Source organism: Acholeplasma equirhinis, from assembly GCF_017052655.1.
Lineage (GTDB): Bacteria > Bacillota_I > Bacilli_A > Acholeplasmatales > Acholeplasmataceae > Acholeplasma > Acholeplasma equirhinis.
In genome coordinates this window covers 70160-94041 of the sequence record NZ_JAFIDC010000001.1, presented here as the reverse complement: position 1 = coordinate 94041, position 23882 = coordinate 70160, and the positions used below count along the sequence as shown (strand labels likewise).

Below are 23882 nucleotides of genomic sequence, written 5' to 3'. Positions count from 1 at the left end.
GAAAAAGCACACCGCAAGATGTGCCTTCATTTCATATATTAATGACCATTACCATTTATTTGATACGTATCAATAAACTCACTAATTTTCTTTTTAATTTCATTATTGTCTAGACATTCTAAATTTTCAATTAATGCCTCAAAATTATCAATGGATGGTAGTTTATTATCAACTGTTTCAGTAAAGATTTTCTTATTATCAGTTTGAGCTAAATTTTGAGTTTTATCATCTACAAGTAATTCTTCATAAAGTTTCTCACCAGGTCTTAAACCAACAACTTCAATCATAATATCAACATCTGGTTGGAATCCTGCAAGTTTAATCATTTTCTTAGCAAGTTCATAGATCTTAACAGGTTCACCCATATCAAGAACGAAGAGTTCACCACGTTTTGCATAGACACCACATTGTAAGATGAGACTTACCGCTTCTGGGATTGTCATAAAATATCTTGTTATATCTTTATGAGTTACCGTAACTGGACCACCATCTGCAATTTGTTTCTTAAATAATGGTATAACAGAGCCATTTGAACCTAAAACATTACCAAATCTTACAGCAGAGAATACTGTTTTTGAATTTTGTTGTTGATGTTGAATAATAAGTTCAGCAAAACGTTTGGTTGCTCCCATAACGTTAGTTGGTCTAACTGCTTTATCACTAGATACCAAGACAAACTTTTTAACATTGTATTTATCTGAAAGTAATGCAGCATTATACGTGCCAAGTACATTTGTACGAATCGCTTCAACTGCACTATCTTCCATTAAAGGTACATGTTTATAAGCTGCAGCATGGAACACGACTGTTGGTTTGAATTGTTTAAAGATTTCTTCTAAACGTGTCTTGTTGTAGACAGAACCAATTCTTACATCAAGTTCTGGATATTTAATGTTGTGATCTTTTTGACTCTTGCGTAATAACTCCATTTGAATATCGTACGCATTGTTTTCATAGATATCAAAGATGACTAACTTTTTAGGTTGCAGTGCAAATATTTGTCGACATAGTTCACTACCAATCGAGCCACCACCACCAGTAACTAAGACAACTTCATCTTTAATAAATGCTTCAATACCTTCATTATCTAAATGAATGACTTCACGATCTAAAAGGTCTTCAACTTTAATATCAACTAAAGCCGGTTTTTGATTTTCTGCATATTCTTCTAAGATATTTAATCTTTTAACTTTAATATGCATATTAACAAGTTCATTAATAATTTTAGTTTGTTTATCTTTTGGTAATTCTTTAATTGCAAGAATTGCTTCTTCAATGTGATACTTACGAACGACATCTGGAATATCATCTAATGTACCAACAATATCTACACCCATCAACTTCTTACCAATTTTATCTTTGTTGTCATCAACAAATGCTGTAGGAATGTTATTTAAGTCTTTATTCTTATATATTTCTTTAATAACAAGTTCACCAGCTGAACCTGCACCAATAATTAATGTTCTAGAACCAATTGATTTTAACCACTTAAATTGATAAGCAAGTACTCTTCTTAATCTTCTTAAAATTCTAGGGAAAATCATCAATGTGATTTCAATTAATGTAATAAATAGATATGCAGATTCACTCATAAATGATGAATTTGCTAAGAAAATAAATAAAATGATTACCAGGTTTGTAAATATGACAGCACCAACAATTCTAATAATATCTTCAAATCCAGTGTGTCTTGTTAAAATTCGATAAATACCAACTAAAGCATAAATAACAATTTTAGATGGCACAATGAAAGCAAGTGCTAAAAGTAAGCCATCATATGTGAAATTAATACCCATGATGTTAAACATCCACATCGTGAGTAAATAACTTAAGATAATTGAGATTGCATCAAAGAACATATATTTATATATTCCAATGAGTGATTTAAACTTAATAGGTTTCATGCTTCTTTCTCCCCAAACACTTCAACGAAAGCATTATTTTTCTAAAACTTCGAAAACCTCATATTGACAATTGTTTTTTCTTTCTAACTTTTTGCCTTTTTCTGAAAGAAGTTCTTCAAAAGTTAATTCTTTTGCACGGCCAAGCCCTGCATCTTTATTAAAGATAATTAAAATTGTATAGAATATGATTTTAATATCCATCCATAAACTACATTTACGAACATAAAGTAAATCCCAACGTAGACGTTCTTCAGGTGTTGTATCATATCGACCAAAGATATGTGATAGACCTGTGATACCCGGTTTAACATTACTTCTATAAATGAAATCAGGATTTGCTTCTGTTGCCTCATCAACAACACTCTTCATATAAGGACGAGGTCCTACAAGACTCATATCCCCTACAAAGACATTAATTAACTGTGGTAATTCATCTAATCTTGTTGCTCGAATAAACTTACCAAAAGGTGTAATGCGGGAGTCGTTTCTAGTTGCGAGTGTTTGTTCTTGTTCCTTGGTTTGTTTATGTGTCATCGATCTAAATTTTAAAATATAAAACGGTTGATTGTTACGTTTAAAACGTTCTTGTTTGTAAAATACAGGACCACCATCTTGTAGTTTTACAATTAATGCGACCAATATCATAAATGGTGCTGCAACCAATAAACCAATGGTTGAAACAATTAAATCAATTGTTCTTTTAACAAAACGCATTTCAATCGATAAATGCATATTTCGATTATGCAGAATGACCGTATCATCAATTGCTTCATATGTAGAATCAAGTAATAAAATGTCGTATTTTCTTGGGATAACGTAAACTTCTTTATAGTTTTTATATGCTGCATAATCCAAGATTTTTTCTTTAACTTTGATATTTAAATTTTCAGAAATATATACTGAATCAACTTCATCTATGAGTTCATATATTGATTCATCAACATCGTCCAATGTATTTGCATAAAGCAAATATTTAAGAATACGATTCGGTTGTTTAGCCATTAAGAATTTAGATGCTAATAAATCAATCTCTTCTTTAAGACCAATCATTAAAGAATATTGTTTGTCTTTTACAAGTAAGAGTTTATAGAATAAGAACTTATATATAAAGTATAAGAAAATCTCTATTGCAACAACTACAAGTAAATACCAAGGTGATTCAAATATAAAGTTATCAAATCGAATAAAGTTATAAAGTACAAGTGGTACATTCATAAATACAAGTGCAAGCATTGTATTTGCAAGTGCATTCTTAAATGAATTATTGATCAGTGTTGCATTATAGATCTTTAACATCATTAATGTAACAATGACATACATGAGTAAGAATGGCCAATAAATGTTCCAATACATTCCTATAATATGATCCCAACCAAAGTAATATCCATACTCAAAAAAGTGGTGGATTTGAATTGCTGAGAACAAACTAAATATCATGACGAAAATATCCAGGCCATACTCAATAAACCTAACGAATGACCCGTTCCACATTTGTTTAAATCTTTTCAAGATTACTTACCTCTATCTATCAGTAGTAATTATATTATATATGATTATACTCTATTTGGGTTACCTGACAAGTAAAAAGGCTACCTAAAGTTGGTAGCCTTAATTAAGTATTAATTATTTTACTTGTAATAAACGCGTTGAGTCTTTAGAAACTGATAAGACGAATTGTCCTTCTTCAATGCCCCAAGCTTCGATTAAGTCATTTGCAGCATCCATGTTTAATACTGGATATACACCGAAGTTAATTGCAAGACTTCTTGCTTCATCCGCATTTGCAACAATTGCAATTACAGGAACTTTAGTGTGGAACTTAGATAAAGCACGAGCAGCTTCAAGACCGTCTGCTAAAATTGCATCAACTTCATAGTCTAAAACTAATTTAGCAGCTGAATGAGCAAGTGCTTCAACATTTGATTCACCTTTATAGAATGCATCTAAGAATACTTCGTAATCAACAACTTCTTCAGCTTTAGCATCAATTCTAGCCATTGTTGAAACAGCTTCGAATGGATAATCACCAGCAGCTGATTCACCAGATAACATTGTTGCGTGTGTTCCTTCACGTACTGCATTGAATACGTCTGAAACTTCAGCACGAGTAGGTCTTGGATTTTTTTGCATTGATTCTAACATTTGAGTCGCAACGATAACAACTTTACCAGCAGCTAAACATTTGTCGATCATTTCTGTTTGATATAAAGGTACTAATTCGTTAGCAACTTCGATACCTAAGTCACCACGAGCAACCATGATACCATCTACGATGTCGATGATTTCATCTAAGTTGTCAACACCTTCTTGGTTTTCAATCTTAGCGATGATTTGAACACGTTGGCCACCAGCGTTATCTAAAATTTCACGGATTTGTCTAACATCATCAGCACGACGTACGAATGATGCTGCAACAAAGTCATAACCCATCTTAGCAGCGAATTCAATATCTGAACGATCTTTTTCAGAAATGAATGGCATATTTAATACAACGTTTGGAACGTTTACACCACGACGTGATTTAACTGTATGTGTGTTTTTAGCAACAGTTACTAATTCATGAGCTGCTTCATCTTTAGCAACAACTTCTAAAGTTAAGTAACCATCATCAACAGTAACAACTTCGCCAACTTTCATATCATCAAATAAACCCGGATATGAAACTGAGAATTTAGAAGCATTACCTAATACTGGAGTGAAAGTAATTCTAACTTCACTACCTTTAGCGATTTCAACTTTACCATCGAATTCATGTGTTCTGATTTCAGGACCTTTTGTATCTAGCATTGCTGCTACAAAAGTACCTAATTCAGCATTGATTTCTCTTAAAGTTTTTAAACGTCCACCATGTTCTTCATAATCACCATGTGAGAAGTTAAAACGCGCAACATTCATACCAGCTTTAATAAGCTTAGTCATCATTTCTTTATTTTCTGACACTGGACCTAGTGTACAAATAATTTTTGTCTTTTTCATTTATTGAATACCTTTCTATTCCTCTAAATAGTCTTATTTAATTTTTCTTACTAAATCGTACAATTCTGCACGTTCTTTTGGATGATTAATGATTTCTGATAATGGTGACGTAATTAATTCATCATTTCTTACACCAACACAGACACCACTTAATCCTTCCATAACTTTTTCCACTGCATAAGCTCCCATACGTGATGCTAGAATACGATCGGCTGGAACTGGTGAACCACCGCGTTGGATATAACCAAGCACAGTAGCTCTTGATGAGAATCCACTACGAATAGTGATTTCTGCAGCTAATTTGTGTACATCAAATTGTTGTTCTGTTACAACAATAATCGCGTGTCTTCTGCCTTCTTCATGGTGCTTTTTCAGAGTTTTAATAAGTTGTTCTTTGTTGAGTGGGTTTTCTGGTGTGATGATGAACTCGGCACCACCACAGATTCCTGCATAAAGTGCAAGATCCCCTGATGTTCTTCCCATCACCTCAATTATAGAACAACGGCGATGTGAACTGGATGTATCGCGCAATTTGTCGATTGCATCCACAATGGTATTTAATGCGGTATGAAATCCGATTGTATAATCCGTTCCATAAACGTCATTATCAATTGTACCTGGAATTCCAACGGTTTGGAAACCAAGTTCATGTAGTGCAAGTGCACCACGATATGAACCATCTCCACCTATAACAATTAAAGCATCTATCCCACGATTCTTTAAATTATCATAAGCAACCATTTGAACTGGTACTTCTTTAAATTCAGGTACTCTTGAAGTACCCAACATTGTTCCCCCTACTGATAGCATCCCCGAAACATCTTTAGATGTTAATTGAAAGAATCGGTCTTCGAGTAGTCCACGGTATCCATCCCAGATGCCAAAAACTTCATGTCCTTGCTCGATGCCGTTTCTTACTACCGCTCTTATGGCAGCATTCATCCCTGGAGCATCTCCTCCAGAGGTCAATACAGCTATCCTCATTAAACTCGTCACTTCCCTTCACGACTAACATATTATAACATGATTATTTATATAAATAAAATAAAATCAAAATTAAAATACAAGTGTTTGCAAATATGTAATTAGTGTGATAAATTAGTAGGTGCAAATAAGAAAGTTGAGGTACTTTAAAATGGCTAAAGCTAAATTAGTAGGTGCTGCTCTACTTGGTCAATCAGGCGGTCCAACTTCTGTAATCAATGCTTCAGCTGCAGGTGTCTTTTTAGAAGCCCTAAAGCATGAAGAAATCACAGAAATTTATGGAGCGAAACACGGTATTAAAGGGATTTTAGATGAAGATTTCTTTGATATTAGACAAGAAGATCCAGCTGAATTAGAAAGATTAAAATATACACCATCTTCTGCAATCGGTTCTGTACGTTATAAATTAAAAGACGTAAACAAAGATGCAACTGATTACAACAGATTACTTGAAGTTTTCAAGAAATATAACATTCGTTATTTCTTCTATAATGGTGGAAATGACTCAATGGATACATGCTTAAAGATTTCTAAATTCATGAAGAAATCTGGTTGGGAATGTCGTGTTGTTGGGGTTCCAAAAACAATTGACAATGACCTATTCGGTATCCACCACTCTCCAGGATATGGTTCTGCTGCTAAATATGTAGCAACATCAATCATGGAATTATATTTAGACGGTACTGTCTATAACACTCAACAATTCGTTATCGTTGAAGTTATGGGTAGAAATGCTGGTTGGTTAACAGCTGCAGCTCAACTTGCTTCAGTTGGTGGCGTACAACCTGACTTAATCTACTTACCAGAAGTTGCATTTGACATTGACAAGTTCTACGAACAAGTTGGTGCTTTATTAAAAACTGGTAAATCAGTAATGGTTGTTGTTTCAGAAGGTATCAAAACAAAAGAAGGTAAATATATCCCTGAATTAGAAGCTGAAATCAAGAAAGATGCTTTCGGTCATGCTAACTTAGGTGGTACTGCTTCTATCTTAGCTAAACATGTAGGTGAAAAATTCGGCGTTAAAACACGTGCAATCGAATTCTCATTATTACAACGTGCTGCTGCTCACGTAGCTTCACAAACAGACATCGATGAAGCATTCAAAGTCGGTTCTATCGCAGTTAAAAAAGCTGTTGCTGGTACAACTGATAAATTCGTTGGTATCGTTCGTGATGAGACTTCAGCTAAATATAAAGCTAAGTTCCCATTATTACCATTAAAGATTGTTGCGAATACAGAACGTAAAGTTCCACTTGAATGGATCTTACCTGATGGTAAAGGTTTAACTCAAGAATATATTGATTACGCATTACCTTTAATCCAAGGTGAAACTAAACTTCAAAAAGAAAACGGCTTACCAAGATTTGCTCGTTTAAAGAAAGTATTAGTTGCTAAAAAATAACTTTGAAATCAGATGCTAGCAATAGCATCTTTTTTTCACCTCTAGTTCTATTTCTAACCTTTTTTAATAATTGCTAGTATAATAAGTTTTGGATAATACTTTGAATTTCAAAATAAATATTAAAAAGGGGATCAAAATCTTGAATCAATATCTTTCAATGCTATATAGTGAACTTGAACAAAAATATCCAACACAACCTGAGTTCCTACAAGCAGTTTTAGAATTTTTAAACTCGATTTCTGATTATATCAATCAAAATCCAAATATTGTCGAAACAGATGTTGTTAGACGTATGTTAGAACCAGATACTTCTGCTTCATTTAAAGTTGTATGGGAAGATGATTTAGGTAATCTTCAAGTCAATCGTGGATATAAAGTACAATTTAATCAAGCACTGGGTCCTTATAAAGGAGGACTCAGATTTAATCCCAATGTAAATGAATCCATCTTTAAATTTCTAGCTTTTGAACAAACATTAAAAAATGCTTTAACCGGTATTCCGATGGGTGGTTCAAAAGGTGGTTCTGACTTTAACCCGAAGGGTAAGAGCGAAAGAGAAATCAAAAGATTCTGTGAAGCATTTATGATTGAACTGATGAAATATTCAGGACCAGATTTTGATGTACCTGCTGCTGACAGTGGTGTTGGTATAAAAGAAATCGGTTATATGTTCGGTATATACAAAAGAATTACGAATAGACATAATGGAGTCTTGACTTCTAAAGGGGTTAACTACGGCGGTAGTTATGTTAGACCTGAAGCAACTGGATTTGGCCTTATCTACATGACATTACACCTTTTAAAGAAGTTTTATCACACAGATCTTACAGGTAAAACAATCTTAATTTCAGGTTGTGGTAATGTTTCAGTACCTGCAGCTGAAAAAGCAACTTCACTTGGTGCAAAAGTTGTTGGTATGAGTAATATTGATGGTGTGATTCATGATGAGAATGGTTTAGATATTGAACTTGTAAAAAGAATTCGAGATGAGAAACTACCATTATCTTATTACTTAGAAAAATATCCTGATACAAACTACTTTATCAATTCAAAAGATTTGTGGAAGTTAAAAGCAGATATTGCACTACCATGTGCAACTCAAAATGAACTGGATTTAGAAGCTGCTAAAACTTTAAATAAAAATGGTGTATTAGCTGTCCTTGAAGGTGCAAATATGCCAACAACATTAGATGCAACCAACTTCTTCATTGAAAATAAAGTGCTCTTTGTACCAGGTAAAGCAGCAAATGCAGGTGGTGTTTCAGTATCCGGTCTTGAGATGACCCAAAATGCAACCCATACCCAATGGCCATTTGAAGTTGTTGATCAAAGATTAAAAGAAATCATGAAATCCATCTTTGATGGTATTTATGAAACTGCTGAAGCATTTGGAAATCCTTATGATTTAGTTAAAGGTGCAAACATTAAAGCATTTGAAAAATTATACTTAGCAATGCTTGAACAAGGATATTAATAGGAGATCAATTCTCCTATTTTTTTCACTTAATCATAAAAAGTATAGTTTTATTTACAAATTTATAAAATTTACTTGAATATAGTATATAATATTGATAGAATAATATAACAAATTTGTTATAATGTGTAGGTGATCATATGGTCGTTGGATACTTTCCTACAGAACAAGATTCCGATATTCAAAATTTATGGGAGTACTTATCTGGTAGTGGTAATCAGAAATTATATAACAAAGTTAATATATTTATAGATAAACTAAAAGAACACGGTTTACTTATGAATCAGGAATTTAAGTCGGAATCTTTTAAAAAACTAGATGAAGATTTGTATGAGTTAAGACCTGATAGTATTAGAATAACATTTACTGTTGATAAATATGGTCGTGCGTGGATACTCACTTGGTTTAAGAAAACATCGACAAAAACACCTCCATCGGAAATAGATAGAGCTAATGGTGTTAAAAATAGAGTAATTAGTTTAGTAAAGGAAGGAAAACTATGAAAAAGGATTACAAGATTGAAAATGTTATCAAACAAATTGAAGACAAAAATGAAACTCTTCAAATATGGAGAAAACAATATGAGTCTCAAAAGAAAATCATTGATAAGATTATCTCTGTAAGAAAATCCAAAGGTATTACACAAAAACAACTTGCAGAAATGACAGGATTAAAACAATCTGCAATTGCAAGAATTGAAAGTTTTTCTAACAGCCCACAACTTGATACATTAGTAAAGATTTCTTTTGCTTTAGATTTAAAAATAGAATTACTTGATCATACTCAAGAAATTTATAACGTGTTAAAATTTGACAATTTAAAAATCGATATCGAAGATCATTTCATCGAATATATTAGAAATATATTCATTAATAAATTATCAAATGAAATTAAACATACAAAGAATATTGAAATCTCTACAAAGGAGGTAAACAATGAAAATACGTACCACACTGATTCAAGCAGACAAACTTATCTTGCATGATAATCATATCTCAGGTGAAAACTTCAATTTTCAACCTATTTATGAAAAAGAAATTTATAAAGAATCAGATAATGCATATTTATTGAAAGTCAATGTTCGAATTGAAAGTACTAGAGAAAATCCATTTCCGATTAATGTGGATGTTTCCTTTAATGCAAAATTTGAATTTGAAGAGGTTGAGGATCAATCTCTAATTGCAAACTATTTAAACATTGGTGCTATTCAAATGATGTTTCCTTACATTAGATCTGCAATTACAAATTTAACTACTGCTGCTTTATTACCACCGCTTATCCTCCCTGTTGTCGATGTAAGAACTTTCATAGATGCTACAAAGACAAAATAAATCATCAAGATGATCAAACTAGGACCTCATGGTCCTTTTTTATTTATCTTTGTGTTACACTATATAAAAAGGGAGTTTCACGACAAGAGGTTTAATTTGAAGACAAAAATTGAAGCATTTTTAGGCGGGCACATTTATCCATTTTTAGTTGGATTAATTTCATTTACGATATGGTCATATCGTTTTTATATTCCTGAAACTGAATTAATACCTGTAACTTTATATAGTTTGTTATGCCTAATAGCAATTCCTTTTTTTATTGTTTTGTTTTTCTTTAAGAATACAGTTTATTCAATCCCAATACTATTTGGTGCATTATTTTCAATTGGTGTAACTCAAATTGATATAGATTCAATCCATGAAGGTTCATTAGTATTTCTCAGTTTATTGATCATTGTTGCTGGAATGATTACACATTTCATTAAATATAAAGTTCAAGTTAAACTAAAATCACTAGGTATCTCTATGATTTTAGTTGCAGCTTATTTCATCATTCCACAGTTCTATACACCAGTAAATGAAGTATCTTTATTACTTTCTTCACTTGGTTTAATGTATGGACTATTATACTTCTTCTATGCAAATACGGTTGGTAAAAATGAGACGAAGTATTTAATGCGAATTCTTAGTATGATGGGACTCTTATTAAGTTTTCAACTTGTTGCAGGATGGATAAACGGATTCACATATTACGAAGGTAATGATATCATTACTGATTTTATTTATATTTTCCCTGATAATTTTGATCCGGGTTGGGGAAATATTAATGATTTAACGATTTTAATGGTACTTGCCACTTCAGTTGTCATGTACTACCTTCATAAATATCCTAAAAACATTTTTCCTTGGCTATATTTAGGATGGAGTGCATTTTGGATCTTTGTAACAGGTGCTAGAGGGTCGGTTGTTACAATTTCCCTACTTTCAATTATTATTGCCTTATACACTGTTTTCAAACATGATAAACGTCAACTTAAAAATCTATCAATCGCAATCATTCTAGTCTTAATATTAATTTGGTTACTTGCACCAGTTGTTAAAGATGTTTGGAATGCATTCTTTAATTCACTTGATTTTGATAATCCAGATACGATGTTAACAGGAAGAATAACACTTTGGATAGATCATGAAAATTCAGCTTGGAATGAATTCTTACGATACCCATTTTTTGGTCGTGGTTGGCTTACAACAGAATTTTGGTTAATACCTACTGATAATCGTATTACGATGTATCATTCTACTTTCTTCCATGTACTCGCAACTGGTGGTATCTTTGGAATCTTAGTTTTAATTTATCATTTCTTTGAAATCGGTAAATTATTTAAAAAGAATTTTAAAAATATTGCAGTCTCTGCATTCTTCATTTCTTATCTATTAACTCAATTACATGGTTTAATTGATAATACACAATATATGTTTATGTATTCAATTATTACTTACTCTGTATTTGCAGTATTCAGTAATATTGAAGTTGAAACCAATAATTTAGTTGAGGCGTAATATGAAATTAAAATTAGAACAATTTCTACAAAGTAAATATTATTTAATTTCGGTATCTATATTTACCTTCTTATTTTGGTTCATTAATATAGATTCAATTGGTCCAAAGCCATATTTTGATGTACTAGAATTAATTGGAATTAGTATCTTTGTCTTAGTTATGGCAATGATCCTTATTTTATTTAAAGAAACCATATATACATTCCCATTACTTCCGCATGCAGTCATTATGTTATCTAACCAAGATATGGGTATGGAAAATTTAAATGAAATGTGGATCTTATATGTAGTAATTGCAATTCTCATTGGTGCCTTTATTTATCACTTCATTAAATTTAAGATTGAATTTAATTTTGGAAAATTAGGATTAGGTTTATCTATTCTTGCTGGTGCTTATCTTTTATCTATTATTGGATACTTAATGGATTCTAAACCATTTGATATGTCCATATTAATGATCTCTTCAATGGGTTTAATCTACTTAGCACTTTATCTATTCTACCGAATAACAAATGAAAAACCTTTCTTAGAATATATATTTAGAACAATGCTTTATTTATCCATTGTTGTTATCCTTCAAACATTTACAATGATGATCTTTTATTATATAGATCATCTCGATTATGGTTCTTTTATTGATATCTTGAAACTGGCAATTGATGAACGTTGGGGTTATGAAGTCGATGGCTTCTATGTCAGATTAAATGTTGGTTGGGGTGTAGGTAACAACATTGGTGGTGTACTTGCAATGTTACTGCCAATTAATATGTATTTCTTATTTAAAGATAAAAAAGTACTACATAAAGTATTACAATTTGGATTAATGTTGGTATCACTTGTTACTATCGTTTTAACCACATCTCGTGGTGCTTATTTAGGTGTTTTAGCGTTTGGACTCATCTTCTTATATGCAATCTTTAAATACGTTAAAATCGACTATAGGAAGTATAAAAAACAATTAATCATCGGTGGTTCAATACTTCTTTTAATCGCAATCCCACTCTTTATCTATATGTTAGATTTCTTCATTGGGTTTATGCAAACCAATTCATTCTTAAATGGACGTGAAGAAGATTGGACGGATGCGATTAAATATTTCTTAGAATCCCCGATCTTTGGTAAGAGCTGGTATAGTGATGTTTGGGAAAACAATAGTTTTAGAAGTTACCACAATACAATCTTACATACACTAGCAACAATGGGATTAGTTGGACTGCTAGCATTAATTTATCACCATTTTGAACTTGTTAAGTTATTTATTAAAAAATGGGGCTTTAAAACATTAGTTGTTGCTGGTGTTTTAATTGTTACACATGTACATGGTTTAGTGGATAATACATATTATGCACCGCTTCATATGTTTACACTCATTGTTTTATATGTCGGATTAGAACTAGAACCTAAAGAAACTTTAGACTTAGAAACAAAAGAGCAATCTTAAATGATTGCTCTTCTTTTTTAAATGTACTTTCTTAAAGTTTCAACTGTGTAATCAAAGTCAAGTTCAAATTCTAATACTTCAACCTCAAAATATCTCAGTCTTATGACCATCAGTTTTTCTACAATCTCACCATAGCTTTGCATCAGTCCTAATGCATACAAATTAAGTTGTAGTTTGACATACTTTGTATGTAGTTCACTGGTTCTTTTAAAGTCAATTAATGCAGGAATTCCTCCAATATCACCCAGTAAGTCAAATCGACCTGCACAAACAACTTTTCCGTCTAATTCAATCAGAACCATGCGTTCAGAAAGTTTCTGATTGATTTGGTATTTCTTTTTCATTTGAATATAGTTTTGAAGTTCGATACTACCTTTTTGAATAATTCCATTTTGTTCATAGTTTTCAATGATTTTATGTAAATTGACACCTTTTTGTGCAGCCATGTTTAAAACTTGTTTATCAATACCTTGATACATTGAAGGATTATCTAGTTTACATATTTGACTGACAGATGGTACTTCTTTGCCATCTACATAGTAGATATGATTAATTTCATCAAACTCTACTTGATGTCCATTGATTATTTCCATTGAAACTCCTTATTGATGATTAAAAGGTAACCATCGCTTTTTAAAACTTGTTTACCTTTTTTAGTTTTATAAAGTTGTATATTCTAAATCAAAAGCTTCTGCAACTTGTTTATAAGTAATCTTACCTTGATAGATATTTAAACCTGCTTTAAGTGCTTCCGATTCTTTGATTGCTTTTTCTGCACCTTTATTTGCAAGCTCTAATCCAAATTTAAGCGTTGCATGATTAAGTGCTATGGTTGATGTTTTTGGAACGATACCCGGCATATTGGCAACACAGTAATGAATAATACCATCCACAACAAAAACAGGTTCTGCATGTGTTGTTGGTTTAGAAACTTCTGTTGATCCACCTTGGTCAATAGCAACATCAACAATCACAGCACCTTTTTTCATTTGTTTATAATAACTTCTTTTAATAAGCTTAGGTGCTTTTGCACCAGGAAGTAAGACACCTGATACAACAATATCCGCATCTTTTAAAGATTCAATTAGATTTTCTTCATTAGATTTAAATGTTTTAATGTTCGGATATTGTGACTTAAGTTTTGTTAAAGTATCTTCATTGATATCAAGTAAAGTCACATCAGCACCAAGACCATAGGCATTAGATAACGCTGCGCGACCGACAACACCACCACCAATAATTGTCACTTTAGCAGGGTTAACGCCAGTAACACCACTGATCAGTAAGCCATTTCCACCATTATTCTTATATAAGAATCTAGCACCTTCTAAAATAGAAAGTTTACCTGCAACTTCACTCATCGGTTTTAGACAAGGTAATCCTGTTTCATCTTTAATGGTTTCATATGCGAATGCTGATACACCAGATTTTATAAGTGCTAAAACTAATGGTTTAACTGCTGCTAAATGTAAATATGTATAAAGAATTAAACCTTTTCTAAAGTATTTATATTCTACTTTAATCGGTTCTTTTACCTTAACGATCATCTCTGATTGTTTCCAAACATCTGCTGCTGTTTCTACTAACTTAGCACCCTGTTTTTTATAATCACTATCTTTAAAACCTGAACCAAGCCCTGCACCTTTTTCTATTAAAACTGTGTGACCCGCTTTAACATATGCTGAAACTGAATCTGGTGTTAAACCGACCCTATTTTCATTTGACTTGATCTCTTTTACACATCCTATGATCATTAACTTATCCCCGTAATTCTTTAGTATCCACTTTTTAGTTTAACAAAAAATAATTTTGATGTGTGGATTATTACAATAAAAAAAGATAGACCTTAAGTCTATCTCATTCTGCTTTTTTAAGTTGTTCAAGTCTGACATATTGTTTAGCAATTAAGCTTTTATCATAATCATATAGGAAGTATGGATCTCTTAATAACTTTCTTCCAAAATAAATCATATCAATATCATGTTCTTCTGCAAGTCCATTTGAAAACACTAGACTTTCAAGTTGACCACCAGCAATGACAGGTAGATTAGTTTCTTCTTTAATGATTCTTGCATAATCTAATTGATATCCTGGAAAGTCATTAACTTTAGCAGGGATATTACCACCAGATGAAACATTCACTAAATCTAGGTCATCTTTAAAGTTATTGATTAAAGATGCCCAATCATATGGTGTTAGGCCTTCTTCACTATATTCATATGCAGATATTCTAATTTGTAAGATCTTTTCTTTTGGCCAGTATTTTTTTACTTCTGCAATGATTTCTGTTAGAAAATTAAAGCCATCGCTGTATTGATTCGTTAATTTATTTGTTAAAGGTGATAAAAATTGATTAATAAGATAACCATGTGCACCATGAATTTCTAAAGCATCAAATCCTGCAAGATTCGCACGATTAGCAGCCATACCAAAAGCATTAATGATTTTTTTAGTTTCTGCTTCTGTTAAAATAACCGGTTCATCGTAAGTATCTAGAAACTTTTCATCAGTTGTTGATACGATTCTTTCATTGACTCTAGCTTTTCTACCGGCATGATTGATTTGAATACCAATTTTAGCACCATAGGGTTTTACTTCATCAACAATACGTTTTAATGCAGGTATTTGATCATCACTCCAAATGCCTAAATCATTCATTGATATACGTCCATTTGGTAAGACTGCAGTTGATTCTACAATAATATAACCAACACCACCAATTGCACGATTAACATAGTGTGCAAAATGAAATGGTGTTGCAATACCATCTTCTTTTTCAACACTATACATACACATTGGAGGCATAACCACTCTATTTTTAAATGTGTAGTTTTTAATTGTCATCGGTTGTAGTAATTTCATGATGAACCTCCTTATAAATTCATTATACTATGATAAGAAAATACACACCTATTATATGGTGTGTATTTACTTTAGTATGTATTAAATTAATTTCTTTCTTAATTCCGTAGAAATAAATTCAATTGTTAAAACCATAACCATAACAGCAATAACAATCACTGAAATACCTTCCCAGTTTCTTTCACTTGATGCATAAGATATTGGTGCACCAAGTCCACCTGCGAAGACAAACCCTAAGATAAAGCTTGAACGAATATTAATATCAAAACGATATAGAATAATTGAAAAGAAATCAGGCATGACATTTGGTAAAACTGCATATCTTAACTTTTGGAAAGTTGATGCACCAACAGCATCTAATGCTTCAATTGGACCACGGTCCATATTTTCAATTGCTTCACTATAAAGTTTACCAAGCATACCTATTGAGTGCACACCAATTGTTACTGCACCTGCAAAAGGTCCAGGACCTACAAGTCCAATTAAAATGATTGCTAAAACAATCTCTGGGAATGTACGAATTAAAATCAGACCAAAATCACTGATTTTAGATGTCACATTACCAGTAATATTCTTACTTGCAAGGACACCAATAGGAATGGCAAGTATCGCACCAATCACGGTTCCTACAAAAGCAATCGCTAAAGTCTCTATTGAAAAGAAAACAACACTTTGTGAGAATTTAAAGACTTCTAAACCAAACATCCAATCCCAGTCAGGATTTAAAAATCTTGAAACGGTTGTTGGAAAAGCTGTAATGAAATTCCCAACAGCAAACCAGTTAATCGATGAATCAGATATTGAATAAACTAAGAATAAACCAAGTATTAAAGTAATAATCCAATTGAAGATCCATGTCTTTGGCTTTTGTTTTAATGTTTCCTTTAAGGTTAAGTTTATATCGGTCATTGTAACTTCCTCCTAATCGCATTAGAAGAATAGTTAAGGATTAAAACAACAACCGTAATTAAAATAATGATTAAACCTGCTCTATCACGGTTATACCATACCAGTGGACCTAAGTTTTCTTTTAGAATTAAACCAATACCACCAGCACCAACATATGCAAGAATAATTGATGCTCTAATATTAATTTCAAAGACATAAATGAAATATGAAATAAATACTGGTTTAACTTGTGGTACAACCGATGTATGAATCTTTTGAAGTGTTCTAGCACCGGTTGCATCCAGTGCTTCAAGTGGTGTCATATCAATTGTTTCTAAAGATTCATAAAGCATTTTAGAAAGAATACCAAATGAGAATATAGATACAGCAATGGTACCTGCTGTATTACCGAAACCAATGAATGCTGCCACAAGTACCGCAATGATTGCAATCGGCATTGTTCTAACTAAACTTAAAAAGAATTTAGTGACTTCATTCACCCATCTTATCTTAATAAGATTATTTGCACATATCAGTGCAAATGGAATAGCAAACACAGCACCAATGAATGTACCTGCAAAAGAAGTTCTAACTGTTTCCATAAAAGGTTCCCATATTTCAAATACATACATGAAATAGTCTCCCCAATTTCTACCATTTTGTGGTGTAAAGAGTTGAGTCATCATGCGAACAAATCCATCAACATTCAGATGTGTAATTGAAATCGGTGTCCAAGTTAACGCATAGATAAAAAGACCTAAAACGACTAAAGCGTAGATCCATACATAGTTAAATGGTTTCTTAACAACTTTACCGTTTGATAGGACAAATTTTGTCATGATAAAACCACCTCAGCGGCATCTAAGACTTCATCCTTGGTGAGTTTTCTACCATATACCTGTTCTAACACTTGTTCTGTGACTTCTTCTGATTTACCATCAAAGACAATTCTACCTTCTTTAATACCAATCACTCTTGTTGCATATTTTAAAGCTAGGTCAACATGGTGCATATTGGTAATAATGGTAATGCCAAATTCTTTATTAATTCTTAAGAAGTCATCCATCACAGAAAGGGTTGTAATAGGGTCTAGTGATGCTACAGGTTCATCTGCTAAGATGAGCTTAGGTTCTTGAGCAAGTGCACGTGCAAGTGCAACTCTTTGCATTTGTCCACCAGAAAGGCGATCTGCTCTTTCAAACGCTTTATCAAGAATCCCCATTTTATCTAGTGCTTCTAATGCTAATAATTGATCTTTTTTAGGAAAGAGTCCAAACATTGTTTTAAAGGTAGAGTGATAAGCCACTCTACCTGATAAAACATTCTTAAATACACTCATTCGCTTTACTAAGTTAAACGATTGGAAAATCATCCCAATATTACGTCTAAAATAACGTAATTCTTTACCTTGAATGGTGGAGACGTCTACGTTATCGACGTAGAGCGTCCCACCAGTAATTGGATGTATTTTATTAATCGTTCTTAATAAAGTAGATTTTCCTGCACCAGATAGACCAATGATTGCCACGAATTCACCTTCATGGATCTCAAGGTTAATATCCTTTAAAGCTTGAAAACCATTAGGGTAAGTTTTTTCTACGTTGACAAATTTGATCATTTCTAGTTACCTCCGAAAATTTTAATTTATTTAATTAGCTTAAATTGTCGCGTTTAAAGATATAAACTTCTCTTTCACCTGCATAATCTTCATCTTTAGATTTTAGGTAACCAGTATGAGAATAAACAGATAGAATTGATAAGCCTTGTTCAGTTCCAATAATGTCTAAGAATGCTTCTTGAATCGCAGTCTTTAATTCAGCTTTAAGATTTGAAACAACTGAGATTGTATCGTTATATACACCTGGAGTTAAAGCAATAACTTTTGTTTCTGCAAAGATATCAGGATATTCAGCAACGACATTTGATCTTGCATCCATGAATGTGAATGCAGCGTCAACGTCTTTATTGAATACTGCGATTGCAGCACTTGGGTGACCATTAATTGTTTGGTATTTAACTTCACCCTTAGTTGAATCAGGATCACCTGAAACAAACTTCATACCATTTTGGTGTAATAAAACTGCAGGATATACGAAACCTGAACCTGAAGATGTCGCTTGTGTACCAACTGTTTTACCTTTTAAATCTTCTAATGTATTAATACCACTGTCTTTTCTAACGATTAAGATTGAGTGATAGAATGTTATATCACGATCAGATAATTGACCAGTGTAGTTTTCAGCTGCCATATTTTCTAAGAGTTGTTGTTGAGATACTAAATTACCATTTGCATCAAATTGTGCTGCAAATCCTTTACGAACTGAAGTTAAGACAACTTCAACTTTACCAGGATACTCAACAGATACACCAGCGTATTGTTGGCCGGTTAAGAAACCTACATGAATTGTTCCTGCAAGCATACCTTCTACGACTGCATCGTAGTCAGTACCAAGAATAACCTTAAAGCTTTTACCAGGAACACGTTCTTCTAGTAATTCTTCAAGTTCTGTTGCACGTGTGATAACTGCTGATGCTGAGTTTGATGGTACGAAAGCAACTACGATTTCATCTGGATCGACAGATGCTTCGCCACATGCAACAAGCAATACTGTAGCAAGTACAGCCACTAACAATAAAACGATTTTCTTCATTTTTCTCTCCTCTAAAGGTTTTTTTGTATCAAAAAATAAAGAAACCACGAGATTGCTCGTGGTTTAAAGTCAAAATACATTCATCTGAAAAAATTGGATATAAACGAATGTAGTCTAGGTATTACGGCACCCAGGTAGAGACTTAACCACCGAACATCTGGTTGATTATACATTACATTTGATACTACCCTTATTATAGATATGCAAACAATAGATATCAAGCAATATTATTTAAGAAAATGCTTTCATGAATTTTCTTGAATTTTACAATTTTTGCAGATACCATAGAAGTTTAAATCATGTCTTGCGACTACGAAGCCATATTTGGCTTCTATATCATGGATCATTTCATCAATATGACAGTCCATTTCAAACTTTTCCTTACATACTTCACAAATCATAAAATGATGATGTTCATGTTCGTTTATGAAGTAGTATGCGGTATTGTTTAAATAGTTTTTTGAAACAATACCTTGTTGATAAAACTTATCAAGTGCACGATAAACAGTTGATAGATTTAAATCACTACCAACTAGTGCTAGAATTTCTTCTGCACTTTTTGGTGCATCGACACTTTTTAAAATATTATAGATAAGTTCTCTTTTTTGGGTGAGCTTAGTCATAAATATGCCCCCTTGTTAATTTTTTAATTAAACTAATGATCATAAATAATATGACATATGAAATCACAATCATACTACCTGCAGGTACATTTAAGATATGTGCAAAAGTGATTCCAAATAAGACAACGACAACTGAAATTAAAATACCTAATAAAATTAAACTCTTAAAGTTCTTAGCTAAGATATTCGATGTAACAACTGGGAAGATTAATAAACTTGAAATCAGTAAGACACCAATACTTCTTACACCAACTACAACAAAGAGTGAGGTTAGCACTGCAAATGCATAAGAGAGTAAATTAGCTTTAATACCAGTTAATCTTGCAAAACCAAAGTCATAAGTTAAAGATACCATCTTACGGTAGAACACTAAAATAAAGATACCTACGAGTAAGAAGACTGTAAGTGATAAATAAACATCACTTGTAGTACGTAACCAAAGGTTACCAGAAATTAAACTTTCTAAATCAATATTTGAATTTGAATATCTAATCACAATTAAACCAATCGCAAACCCGAAACTTGAAACCATACCAAGTGCTGCATCACCTTGAATTTTAGTTTTGGTTGAAATCCACTTAACTAAGATACTCGCAACTGCTGCAATAGGTATTGCAAGATAATATGGATCTTCAAAAAAGAATAATCCTATTGCTAGTGCAGTAAATGATACATGTGACAGGCCATCTGCAATTAAACTTTGTTCATTTAATACAATAAATGGTGAAAGCATACTTGCAGTCAGTCCTAATAAGATACAGATGATTATACCGTTTTTAAGTACATCGAGTAACATTAAGAAATTATCCATGGTGATGTCCCTCATGTTCAAATTCATGGAAGTTTTCATAACTTCCATAGTATTTGATCTCTCTATCAATATACATGACTAAACTATCTTTTAAGATGACATCTGTTAAGTCATGCGTAATATGAATAATTGTTAACTGCTCTTCTTTTCTAATTTCTTTTAAGATGTCATAAAACTTCTCTCTAAAATTAGGATCAAGTGCAGATGCAGGTTCATCTAGAATTAATAAATCTGGCTTAGCAACTAAAGCTCTAATAAAGTGTACTCTTTGAAGCTCACCACCGGATAAGTGATTCATCTTTTTATGAATCAAATCTTTATCAAGATTCATTCTTTCTAACCAGTTTTTCATTAAGTCTTCATCTGCTTTAGAAATAATGAGTTTTTGACTCTCAAATCCGGTATATAAAAACTCTTTAACGGATAATGGAAAATGTCTTTTAATATCTTGTCTTTGTGGTACATAACCAATTCTTTGACATGCCATATGTTTTTTTCCATTATCAACTTTAATTTCATCGATTAAAGATTTAATTAAAGTTGTTTTACCTGCACCATTAGGTCCAACAATATTTAGAAAATCATTTCTTTTAACTGTAAATGAAATATCTTTTATGACTTCATGTGTGCCATAAAGAATAGATACATTTTCATATGTAATCACTGGATCATTCATATCGATAGACCTCTTTTATATTTTCTATATTTCTTTTCAGTAAATCTAAATATGTGATACCTTGATTAAAATCTTCAAGTGTGAGTTTATGGTAACCATGTAATTCTAAAAACTCAATATCTGATATTTCTTGTTTAATAAAGTTTAGATAGCTTTGATCAACAAATTCTTCCGTAAAAACAATTTTAATATTGTTTTCTTTAAGTTTTGAAATAAATAAAATGACATCTTCACTGGTTGGATCACTATGTGGATTCGTTTTATTTTCAAGTGGATTGATTTCTATTTCAAAATATTCTGAAAAGCCTTGAAGTGCATTATGACCAACAAAATAAATTGTAGGTTCTAAAAGATTAGAAAGATATGTTTTAAAGTTGTTGCTAACTTCTTCTAATTCACTTGTATATCCTAAACTATTTGTAAGAAATGATGATTCAAACTCTAAAAATATTTCACTTAATGCTTCATTTAAATGTTTGATGACTTCTACATAAAGCATTGGATTCGTCCAGAAGTGTTCACCTTCGTGATGGTCATGTGTGTCATCATCATGATGATCATGTTCTGTATCAACCATTTCACTTAAATTAAAATAAACTGCCTCGCTGTTTAAATAGGTTTGAATTGTCTCTTCATTACCTAGCCATGTTTCATATTCAAAACCTAATAAGACAAAGACGTTTGTTTGTTTAATTGTTAAAAGTTCTTTGGATGTTGGTTCATATTCGTGATAGTCTTGGTTTACATTTGTTAAGATACCTACCTTCAAACTATCACCAACAATTGAACGCACAGCATCATAGGTTATGAAATTCGTTGTTAGAATATCGTATCTTTCTACTTCACTACATGCGGTAAAAATAAAGATTGATAGTAAAATAAAAATAGATGATATAATTTTTTTCATAAGTAAAACCTCATTTGCGAATCATTTGCAAATAGATTATAGCATTAAAAGTAAGTTTTGCAAATCGTTTGCAAAAATTTTAGGGGGCTAAAAATGAAATATTACACATTCTACAAACATTTAGACTGGACCTTCATCTTAAAAGCAACAGACGAAGGTTTATCTTCTCTTCATTTATATGAAAATGATGATCTATCAAAGCTAGAACATAATGAAGAAAAGATGAAACCTTATGTTACTTATCTTGATAGTTTCTTTAAAGGTGAAATCACGAATGATATCCCACTGGATATTAAAGGTACTAAATTCCAAATGGCAGTTTGGTGTGCTTTAATGGATATACTTCCTGGTGAAACTGCAAGTTATCAAGATATTGCAGAAAGTATCAATAATCCTAAAGCAGTTCAAGCTGTTGGAAATGCAGTTGGCAGTAATCCTGTCATGTTATTTATTCCATGTCATAGAATCATTAAGAAAGATGGTTCTATTGGTGGATTCTCATCTGATCCTAAATTAAAAGCATATCTATTAAACTATGAAAGAGAGCAAGACAAACATGCACATAGATAAGTTCTATAGTTTTTATAAAGAAGCAATTAAAGATACTAGATACGTACTACAAAGTGAAGCAGATTTTGTACGTATGGTATCTAATCAAAAATATTTAATTGAAACAGAGAATGATTCAATTAAAGGTTTATTAATTTATAGTGATGATAATGAAAAAGGTATTTATATACAAATGATCTTAGGAAAGATTGAATACCAAAAGACATTATTAAAAAAACTGATTGAAAATACCAGTCAAACAATTTGGGTACACTTCTTCCATAAGTTTGGTGTACCTTGGTATGTAGATGATAAACATATTCATCCGAATTATCAAGGTGAACTGATAGGTTCACCACTACATAAAGCTTATTTAGATTTTGGATTCTCAGAACATTCGATTGAAGATACATACTTTATCAATCTTTATCAATTCGAATTAAAGTCTTCTCTCAAATCAAACCTAGATGCAATTAAATCAAGTGGATATGAAGTCACTATCTATGATGATAAAAAACATTATGGATTAAAAGAATTTGCAGAAGGTTTAGGGTCTCGTGGCTTTAGTGAAGCGATTTTAAACAATATAAAAAGAGAAACACCTTATCCAATTGTTACGGCACTTTACCAAGGAAAAGCAATTGGTTTTGCAGGACCAATGCATTTAGCAAGTGATAAGCGTGGTATCTTTTATGGTATTGAATTAAACCAAGAACATAGAGGGTTGGGATTAGGAAAAGCCTTATTCCAAATCCTATGTGATAGTTTAAAAAATATGGGTGCAGAATATATGACACTCTTTACAGGAAGAACAAATCCTGCAAGAAACATATATATGGATGCAGGATTTAAAATCATGCATTCATTCTCTACATTGAAACTTGTGAGGTAATTAATTAG

At 32.0% G+C, this 23882-nt stretch carries 24 protein-coding genes and 1 riboswitch; of the genes, 9 read left to right on the top strand and 15 right to left on the bottom strand.

The window, feature by feature from the left end; genetic code table 11:
• Window positions 1–38: 38 nt before the first annotated feature.
• From JV173_RS00390 to pfkA, 4 genes are all read right to left on the bottom strand, one after another.
• On the bottom strand, window positions 39–1904 hold the full coding sequence (locus tag JV173_RS00390; RefSeq protein WP_205734311.1) for a polysaccharide biosynthesis protein: 1866 nt from the start codon (window positions 1902–1904) through the stop codon (window positions 39–41).
• A 33-nt stretch (window positions 1905–1937) separates the two neighbouring features.
• The gene (locus JV173_RS00385; RefSeq protein ID WP_276208430.1) at window positions 1938–3395 is read right to left on the bottom strand and encodes a sugar transferase; all 1458 of its coding nucleotides are present in this window, start codon (window positions 3393–3395) and stop codon (window positions 1938–1940) included.
• Window positions 3396–3527: 132 nt separating this feature from the next.
• Window positions 3528–4880 (bottom strand): pyruvate kinase, encoded by a 1353-nt coding sequence (pyk, locus tag JV173_RS00380; RefSeq protein ID WP_205734309.1) that lies wholly within the window; start codon window positions 4878–4880, stop codon window positions 3528–3530.
• 33 nt (window positions 4881–4913) lie between these two features.
• Window positions 4914–5864, bottom strand: a complete 951-nt coding sequence (gene pfkA / locus JV173_RS00375) for a 6-phosphofructokinase (RefSeq protein ID WP_205734308.1) — start codon at window positions 5862–5864, stop codon at window positions 4914–4916.
• Window positions 5865–6015: 151 nt separating this feature from the next.
• Here pfkA and JV173_RS00370 point away from each other — a divergent pair, with 151 nt between their 5' ends.
• The 7 genes from JV173_RS00370 (at window position 6016) to JV173_RS00340 (ending at window position 13015) form a co-directional block, all read left to right on the top strand.
• Window positions 6016–7269, top strand: a complete 1254-nt coding sequence (locus JV173_RS00370; RefSeq protein ID WP_205734307.1) for a 6-phosphofructokinase — start codon at window positions 6016–6018, stop codon at window positions 7267–7269.
• A gap of 139 nt (window positions 7270–7408) precedes the next feature.
• The gene (gene gdhA / locus JV173_RS00365) at window positions 7409–8743 is read left to right on the top strand and encodes an NADP-specific glutamate dehydrogenase (RefSeq protein ID WP_240452989.1); all 1335 of its coding nucleotides are present in this window, start codon (window positions 7409–7411) and stop codon (window positions 8741–8743) included.
• A 140-nt stretch (window positions 8744–8883) separates the two neighbouring features.
• On the top strand, window positions 8884–9246 hold the full coding sequence (locus JV173_RS00360; RefSeq protein ID WP_205734306.1) for a type II toxin-antitoxin system RelE/ParE family toxin: 363 nt from the start codon (window positions 8884–8886) through the stop codon (window positions 9244–9246).
• Window positions 9243–9728, top strand: a complete 486-nt coding sequence (locus tag JV173_RS00355) for a helix-turn-helix domain-containing protein (RefSeq protein ID WP_205734305.1) — start codon at window positions 9243–9245, stop codon at window positions 9726–9728. The genes JV173_RS00360 and JV173_RS00355 overlap by 4 nt, the downstream gene beginning before the upstream one ends.
• On the top strand, window positions 9679–10074 hold the full coding sequence (locus JV173_RS00350) for a protein-export chaperone SecB (protein ID WP_205734304.1): 396 nt from the start codon (window positions 9679–9681) through the stop codon (window positions 10072–10074). Before JV173_RS00355 ends, JV173_RS00350 begins: the two co-directional genes overlap by 50 nt.
• A 96-nt stretch (window positions 10075–10170) precedes the next feature.
• On the top strand, window positions 10171–11574 hold the full coding sequence (locus JV173_RS00345; RefSeq protein ID WP_205734303.1) for an O-antigen ligase family protein: 1404 nt from the start codon (window positions 10171–10173) through the stop codon (window positions 11572–11574).
• Window position 11575: 1 nt separating this feature from the next.
• Window positions 11576–13015 (top strand): O-antigen ligase family protein, encoded by a 1440-nt coding sequence (locus tag JV173_RS00340; RefSeq protein WP_205734302.1) that lies wholly within the window; start codon window positions 11576–11578, stop codon window positions 13013–13015.
• Between the two features lie 17 nt (window positions 13016–13032).
• On the opposite strand, the gene JV173_RS00335 is transcribed toward JV173_RS00340, so the two are convergent.
• The 11 genes from JV173_RS00335 to JV173_RS00285 all read right to left on the bottom strand — a co-directional run bounded on the left by JV173_RS00335 (window position 13033) and on the right by JV173_RS00285 (window position 22433).
• The gene (locus JV173_RS00335; RefSeq protein ID WP_205734301.1) at window positions 13033–13608 is read right to left on the bottom strand and encodes a PD-(D/E)XK nuclease family protein; all 576 of its coding nucleotides are present in this window, start codon (window positions 13606–13608) and stop codon (window positions 13033–13035) included.
• A 66-nt stretch (window positions 13609–13674) separates the two neighbouring features.
• Window positions 13675–14769, bottom strand: a complete 1095-nt coding sequence (gene ald / locus JV173_RS00330) for an alanine dehydrogenase (RefSeq protein WP_205734300.1) — start codon at window positions 14767–14769, stop codon at window positions 13675–13677.
• A 103-nt stretch (window positions 14770–14872) separates the two neighbouring features.
• Entirely contained in the window at window positions 14873–15877 is a 1005-nt protein-coding gene (locus JV173_RS00325; protein WP_205734299.1) for an oxidoreductase, read from the bottom strand.
• Between the two features lie 81 nt (window positions 15878–15958).
• Window positions 15959–16786, bottom strand: coding sequence for a phosphonate ABC transporter, permease protein PhnE (gene phnE, locus JV173_RS00320; protein WP_205734298.1), 828 nt, complete (start codon window positions 16784–16786; stop codon window positions 15959–15961).
• Window positions 16783–17604 carry a phosphonate ABC transporter, permease protein PhnE gene (gene phnE / locus JV173_RS00315; RefSeq protein ID WP_205734297.1) on the bottom strand — a complete coding sequence of 274 codons (822 nt, stop codon included), beginning with the start codon at window positions 17602–17604 and terminating at the stop codon, window positions 16783–16785. Before phnE (JV173_RS00315) ends, phnE (JV173_RS00320) begins: the two co-directional genes overlap by 4 nt.
• Window positions 17601–18383, bottom strand: coding sequence for a phosphonate ABC transporter ATP-binding protein (gene phnC / locus JV173_RS00310; protein WP_205734296.1), 783 nt, complete (start codon window positions 18381–18383; stop codon window positions 17601–17603). Before phnC ends, phnE (JV173_RS00315) begins: the two co-directional genes overlap by 4 nt.
• A 34-nt stretch (window positions 18384–18417) precedes the next feature.
• On the bottom strand, window positions 18418–19416 hold the full coding sequence (phnD, locus tag JV173_RS00305; protein WP_205734295.1) for a phosphate/phosphite/phosphonate ABC transporter substrate-binding protein: 999 nt from the start codon (window positions 19414–19416) through the stop codon (window positions 18418–18420).
• A 90-nt stretch (window positions 19417–19506) separates the two neighbouring features.
• Window positions 19507–19609, bottom strand: a riboswitch (purine riboswitch).
• 52 nt (window positions 19610–19661) lie between these two features.
• A complete protein-coding gene (locus JV173_RS00300) occupies window positions 19662–20039 on the bottom strand; it encodes a Fur family transcriptional regulator (RefSeq protein ID WP_205734294.1) in 378 nt (125 codons plus the stop codon).
• Window positions 20032–20850 (bottom strand): metal ABC transporter permease, encoded by an 819-nt coding sequence (locus JV173_RS00295; protein ID WP_205734293.1) that lies wholly within the window; start codon window positions 20848–20850, stop codon window positions 20032–20034. The genes JV173_RS00300 and JV173_RS00295 overlap by 8 nt, the downstream gene beginning before the upstream one ends.
• Window positions 20843–21526, bottom strand: a complete 684-nt coding sequence (locus JV173_RS00290; RefSeq protein ID WP_205734292.1) for a metal ABC transporter ATP-binding protein — start codon at window positions 21524–21526, stop codon at window positions 20843–20845. The genes JV173_RS00295 and JV173_RS00290 overlap by 8 nt, the downstream gene beginning before the upstream one ends.
• Complete coding sequence (locus JV173_RS00285) at window positions 21519–22433, bottom strand: metal ABC transporter substrate-binding protein (RefSeq protein ID WP_205734291.1); 915 nt, start codon at window positions 22431–22433, stop codon at window positions 21519–21521. The genes JV173_RS00290 and JV173_RS00285 overlap by 8 nt, the downstream gene beginning before the upstream one ends.
• A gap of 93 nt (window positions 22434–22526) precedes the next feature.
• On the opposite strand from JV173_RS00285, the gene JV173_RS00280 reads away from it, so the two are divergent.
• Together JV173_RS00280 and JV173_RS00275 are read left to right on the top strand one after the other, a co-directional pair.
• Window positions 22527–23003, top strand: a complete 477-nt coding sequence (locus JV173_RS00280; RefSeq protein ID WP_205734290.1) for a methylated-DNA--[protein]-cysteine S-methyltransferase — start codon at window positions 22527–22529, stop codon at window positions 23001–23003.
• Entirely contained in the window at window positions 22990–23874 is an 885-nt protein-coding gene (locus JV173_RS00275; protein WP_205734289.1) for a GNAT family N-acetyltransferase, read from the top strand. Before JV173_RS00280 ends, JV173_RS00275 begins: the two co-directional genes overlap by 14 nt.
• Window positions 23875–23882: the final 8 nt, after the last annotated feature.

Coding starts and splice junctions, on each gene's coding strand:
- JV173_RS00325 (WP_205734299.1), bottom strand. CDS start 15,877: ATGAAATTACTACAACCGATGACAATTAAAAACTACACATTTAAAAAT.
- pyk (WP_205734309.1), bottom strand. CDS start 4,880: ATGAAAAAGACAAAAATTATTTGTACACTAGGTCCAGTGTCAGAAAAT.
- phnE (WP_205734297.1), bottom strand. CDS start 17,604: ATGACAAAATTTGTCCTATCAAACGGTAAAGTTGTTAAGAAACCATTT.
- JV173_RS00300 (WP_205734294.1), bottom strand. CDS start 20,039: ATGACTAAGCTCACCCAAAAAAGAGAACTTATCTATAATATTTTAAAA.
- pfkA (WP_205734308.1), bottom strand. CDS start 5,864: ATGAGGATAGCTGTATTGACCTCTGGAGGAGATGCTCCAGGGATGAAT.
- JV173_RS00340 (WP_205734302.1), top strand. CDS start 11,576: ATGAAATTAAAATTAGAACAATTTCTACAAAGTAAATATTATTTAATT.
- JV173_RS00280 (WP_205734290.1), top strand. CDS start 22,527: ATGAAATATTACACATTCTACAAACATTTAGACTGGACCTTCATCTTA.
- phnC (WP_205734296.1), bottom strand. CDS start 18,383: ATGATCAAATTTGTCAACGTAGAAAAAACTTACCCTAATGGTTTTCAA.
- JV173_RS00290 (WP_205734292.1), bottom strand. CDS start 21,526: ATGAATGATCCAGTGATTACATATGAAAATGTATCTATTCTTTATGGC.
- phnE (WP_205734298.1), bottom strand. CDS start 16,786: ATGACCGATATAAACTTAACCTTAAAGGAAACATTAAAACAAAAGCCA.
- JV173_RS00370 (WP_205734307.1), top strand. CDS start 6,016: ATGGCTAAAGCTAAATTAGTAGGTGCTGCTCTACTTGGTCAATCAGGC.
- JV173_RS00295 (WP_205734293.1), bottom strand. CDS start 20,850: ATGGATAATTTCTTAATGTTACTCGATGTACTTAAAAACGGTATAATC.
- ald (WP_205734300.1), bottom strand. CDS start 14,769: ATGATCATAGGATGTGTAAAAGAGATCAAGTCAAATGAAAATAGGGTC.
- JV173_RS00335 (WP_205734301.1), bottom strand. CDS start 13,608: ATGGAAATAATCAATGGACATCAAGTAGAGTTTGATGAAATTAATCAT.
- JV173_RS00355 (WP_205734305.1), top strand. CDS start 9,243: ATGAAAAAGGATTACAAGATTGAAAATGTTATCAAACAAATTGAAGAC.
- JV173_RS00385 (WP_276208430.1), bottom strand. CDS start 3,395: ATGTGGAACGGGTCATTCGTTAGGTTTATTGAGTATGGCCTGGATATT.
- JV173_RS00360 (WP_205734306.1), top strand. CDS start 8,884: ATGGTCGTTGGATACTTTCCTACAGAACAAGATTCCGATATTCAAAAT.
- JV173_RS00350 (WP_205734304.1), top strand. CDS start 9,679: ATGAAAATACGTACCACACTGATTCAAGCAGACAAACTTATCTTGCAT.
- phnD (WP_205734295.1), bottom strand. CDS start 19,416: ATGAAGAAAATCGTTTTATTGTTAGTGGCTGTACTTGCTACAGTATTG.
- JV173_RS00390 (WP_205734311.1), bottom strand. CDS start 1,904: ATGAAACCTATTAAGTTTAAATCACTCATTGGAATATATAAATATATG.
- JV173_RS00285 (WP_205734291.1), bottom strand. CDS start 22,433: ATGAAAAAAATTATATCATCTATTTTTATTTTACTATCAATCTTTATT.
- JV173_RS00275 (WP_205734289.1), top strand. CDS start 22,990: ATGCACATAGATAAGTTCTATAGTTTTTATAAAGAAGCAATTAAAGAT.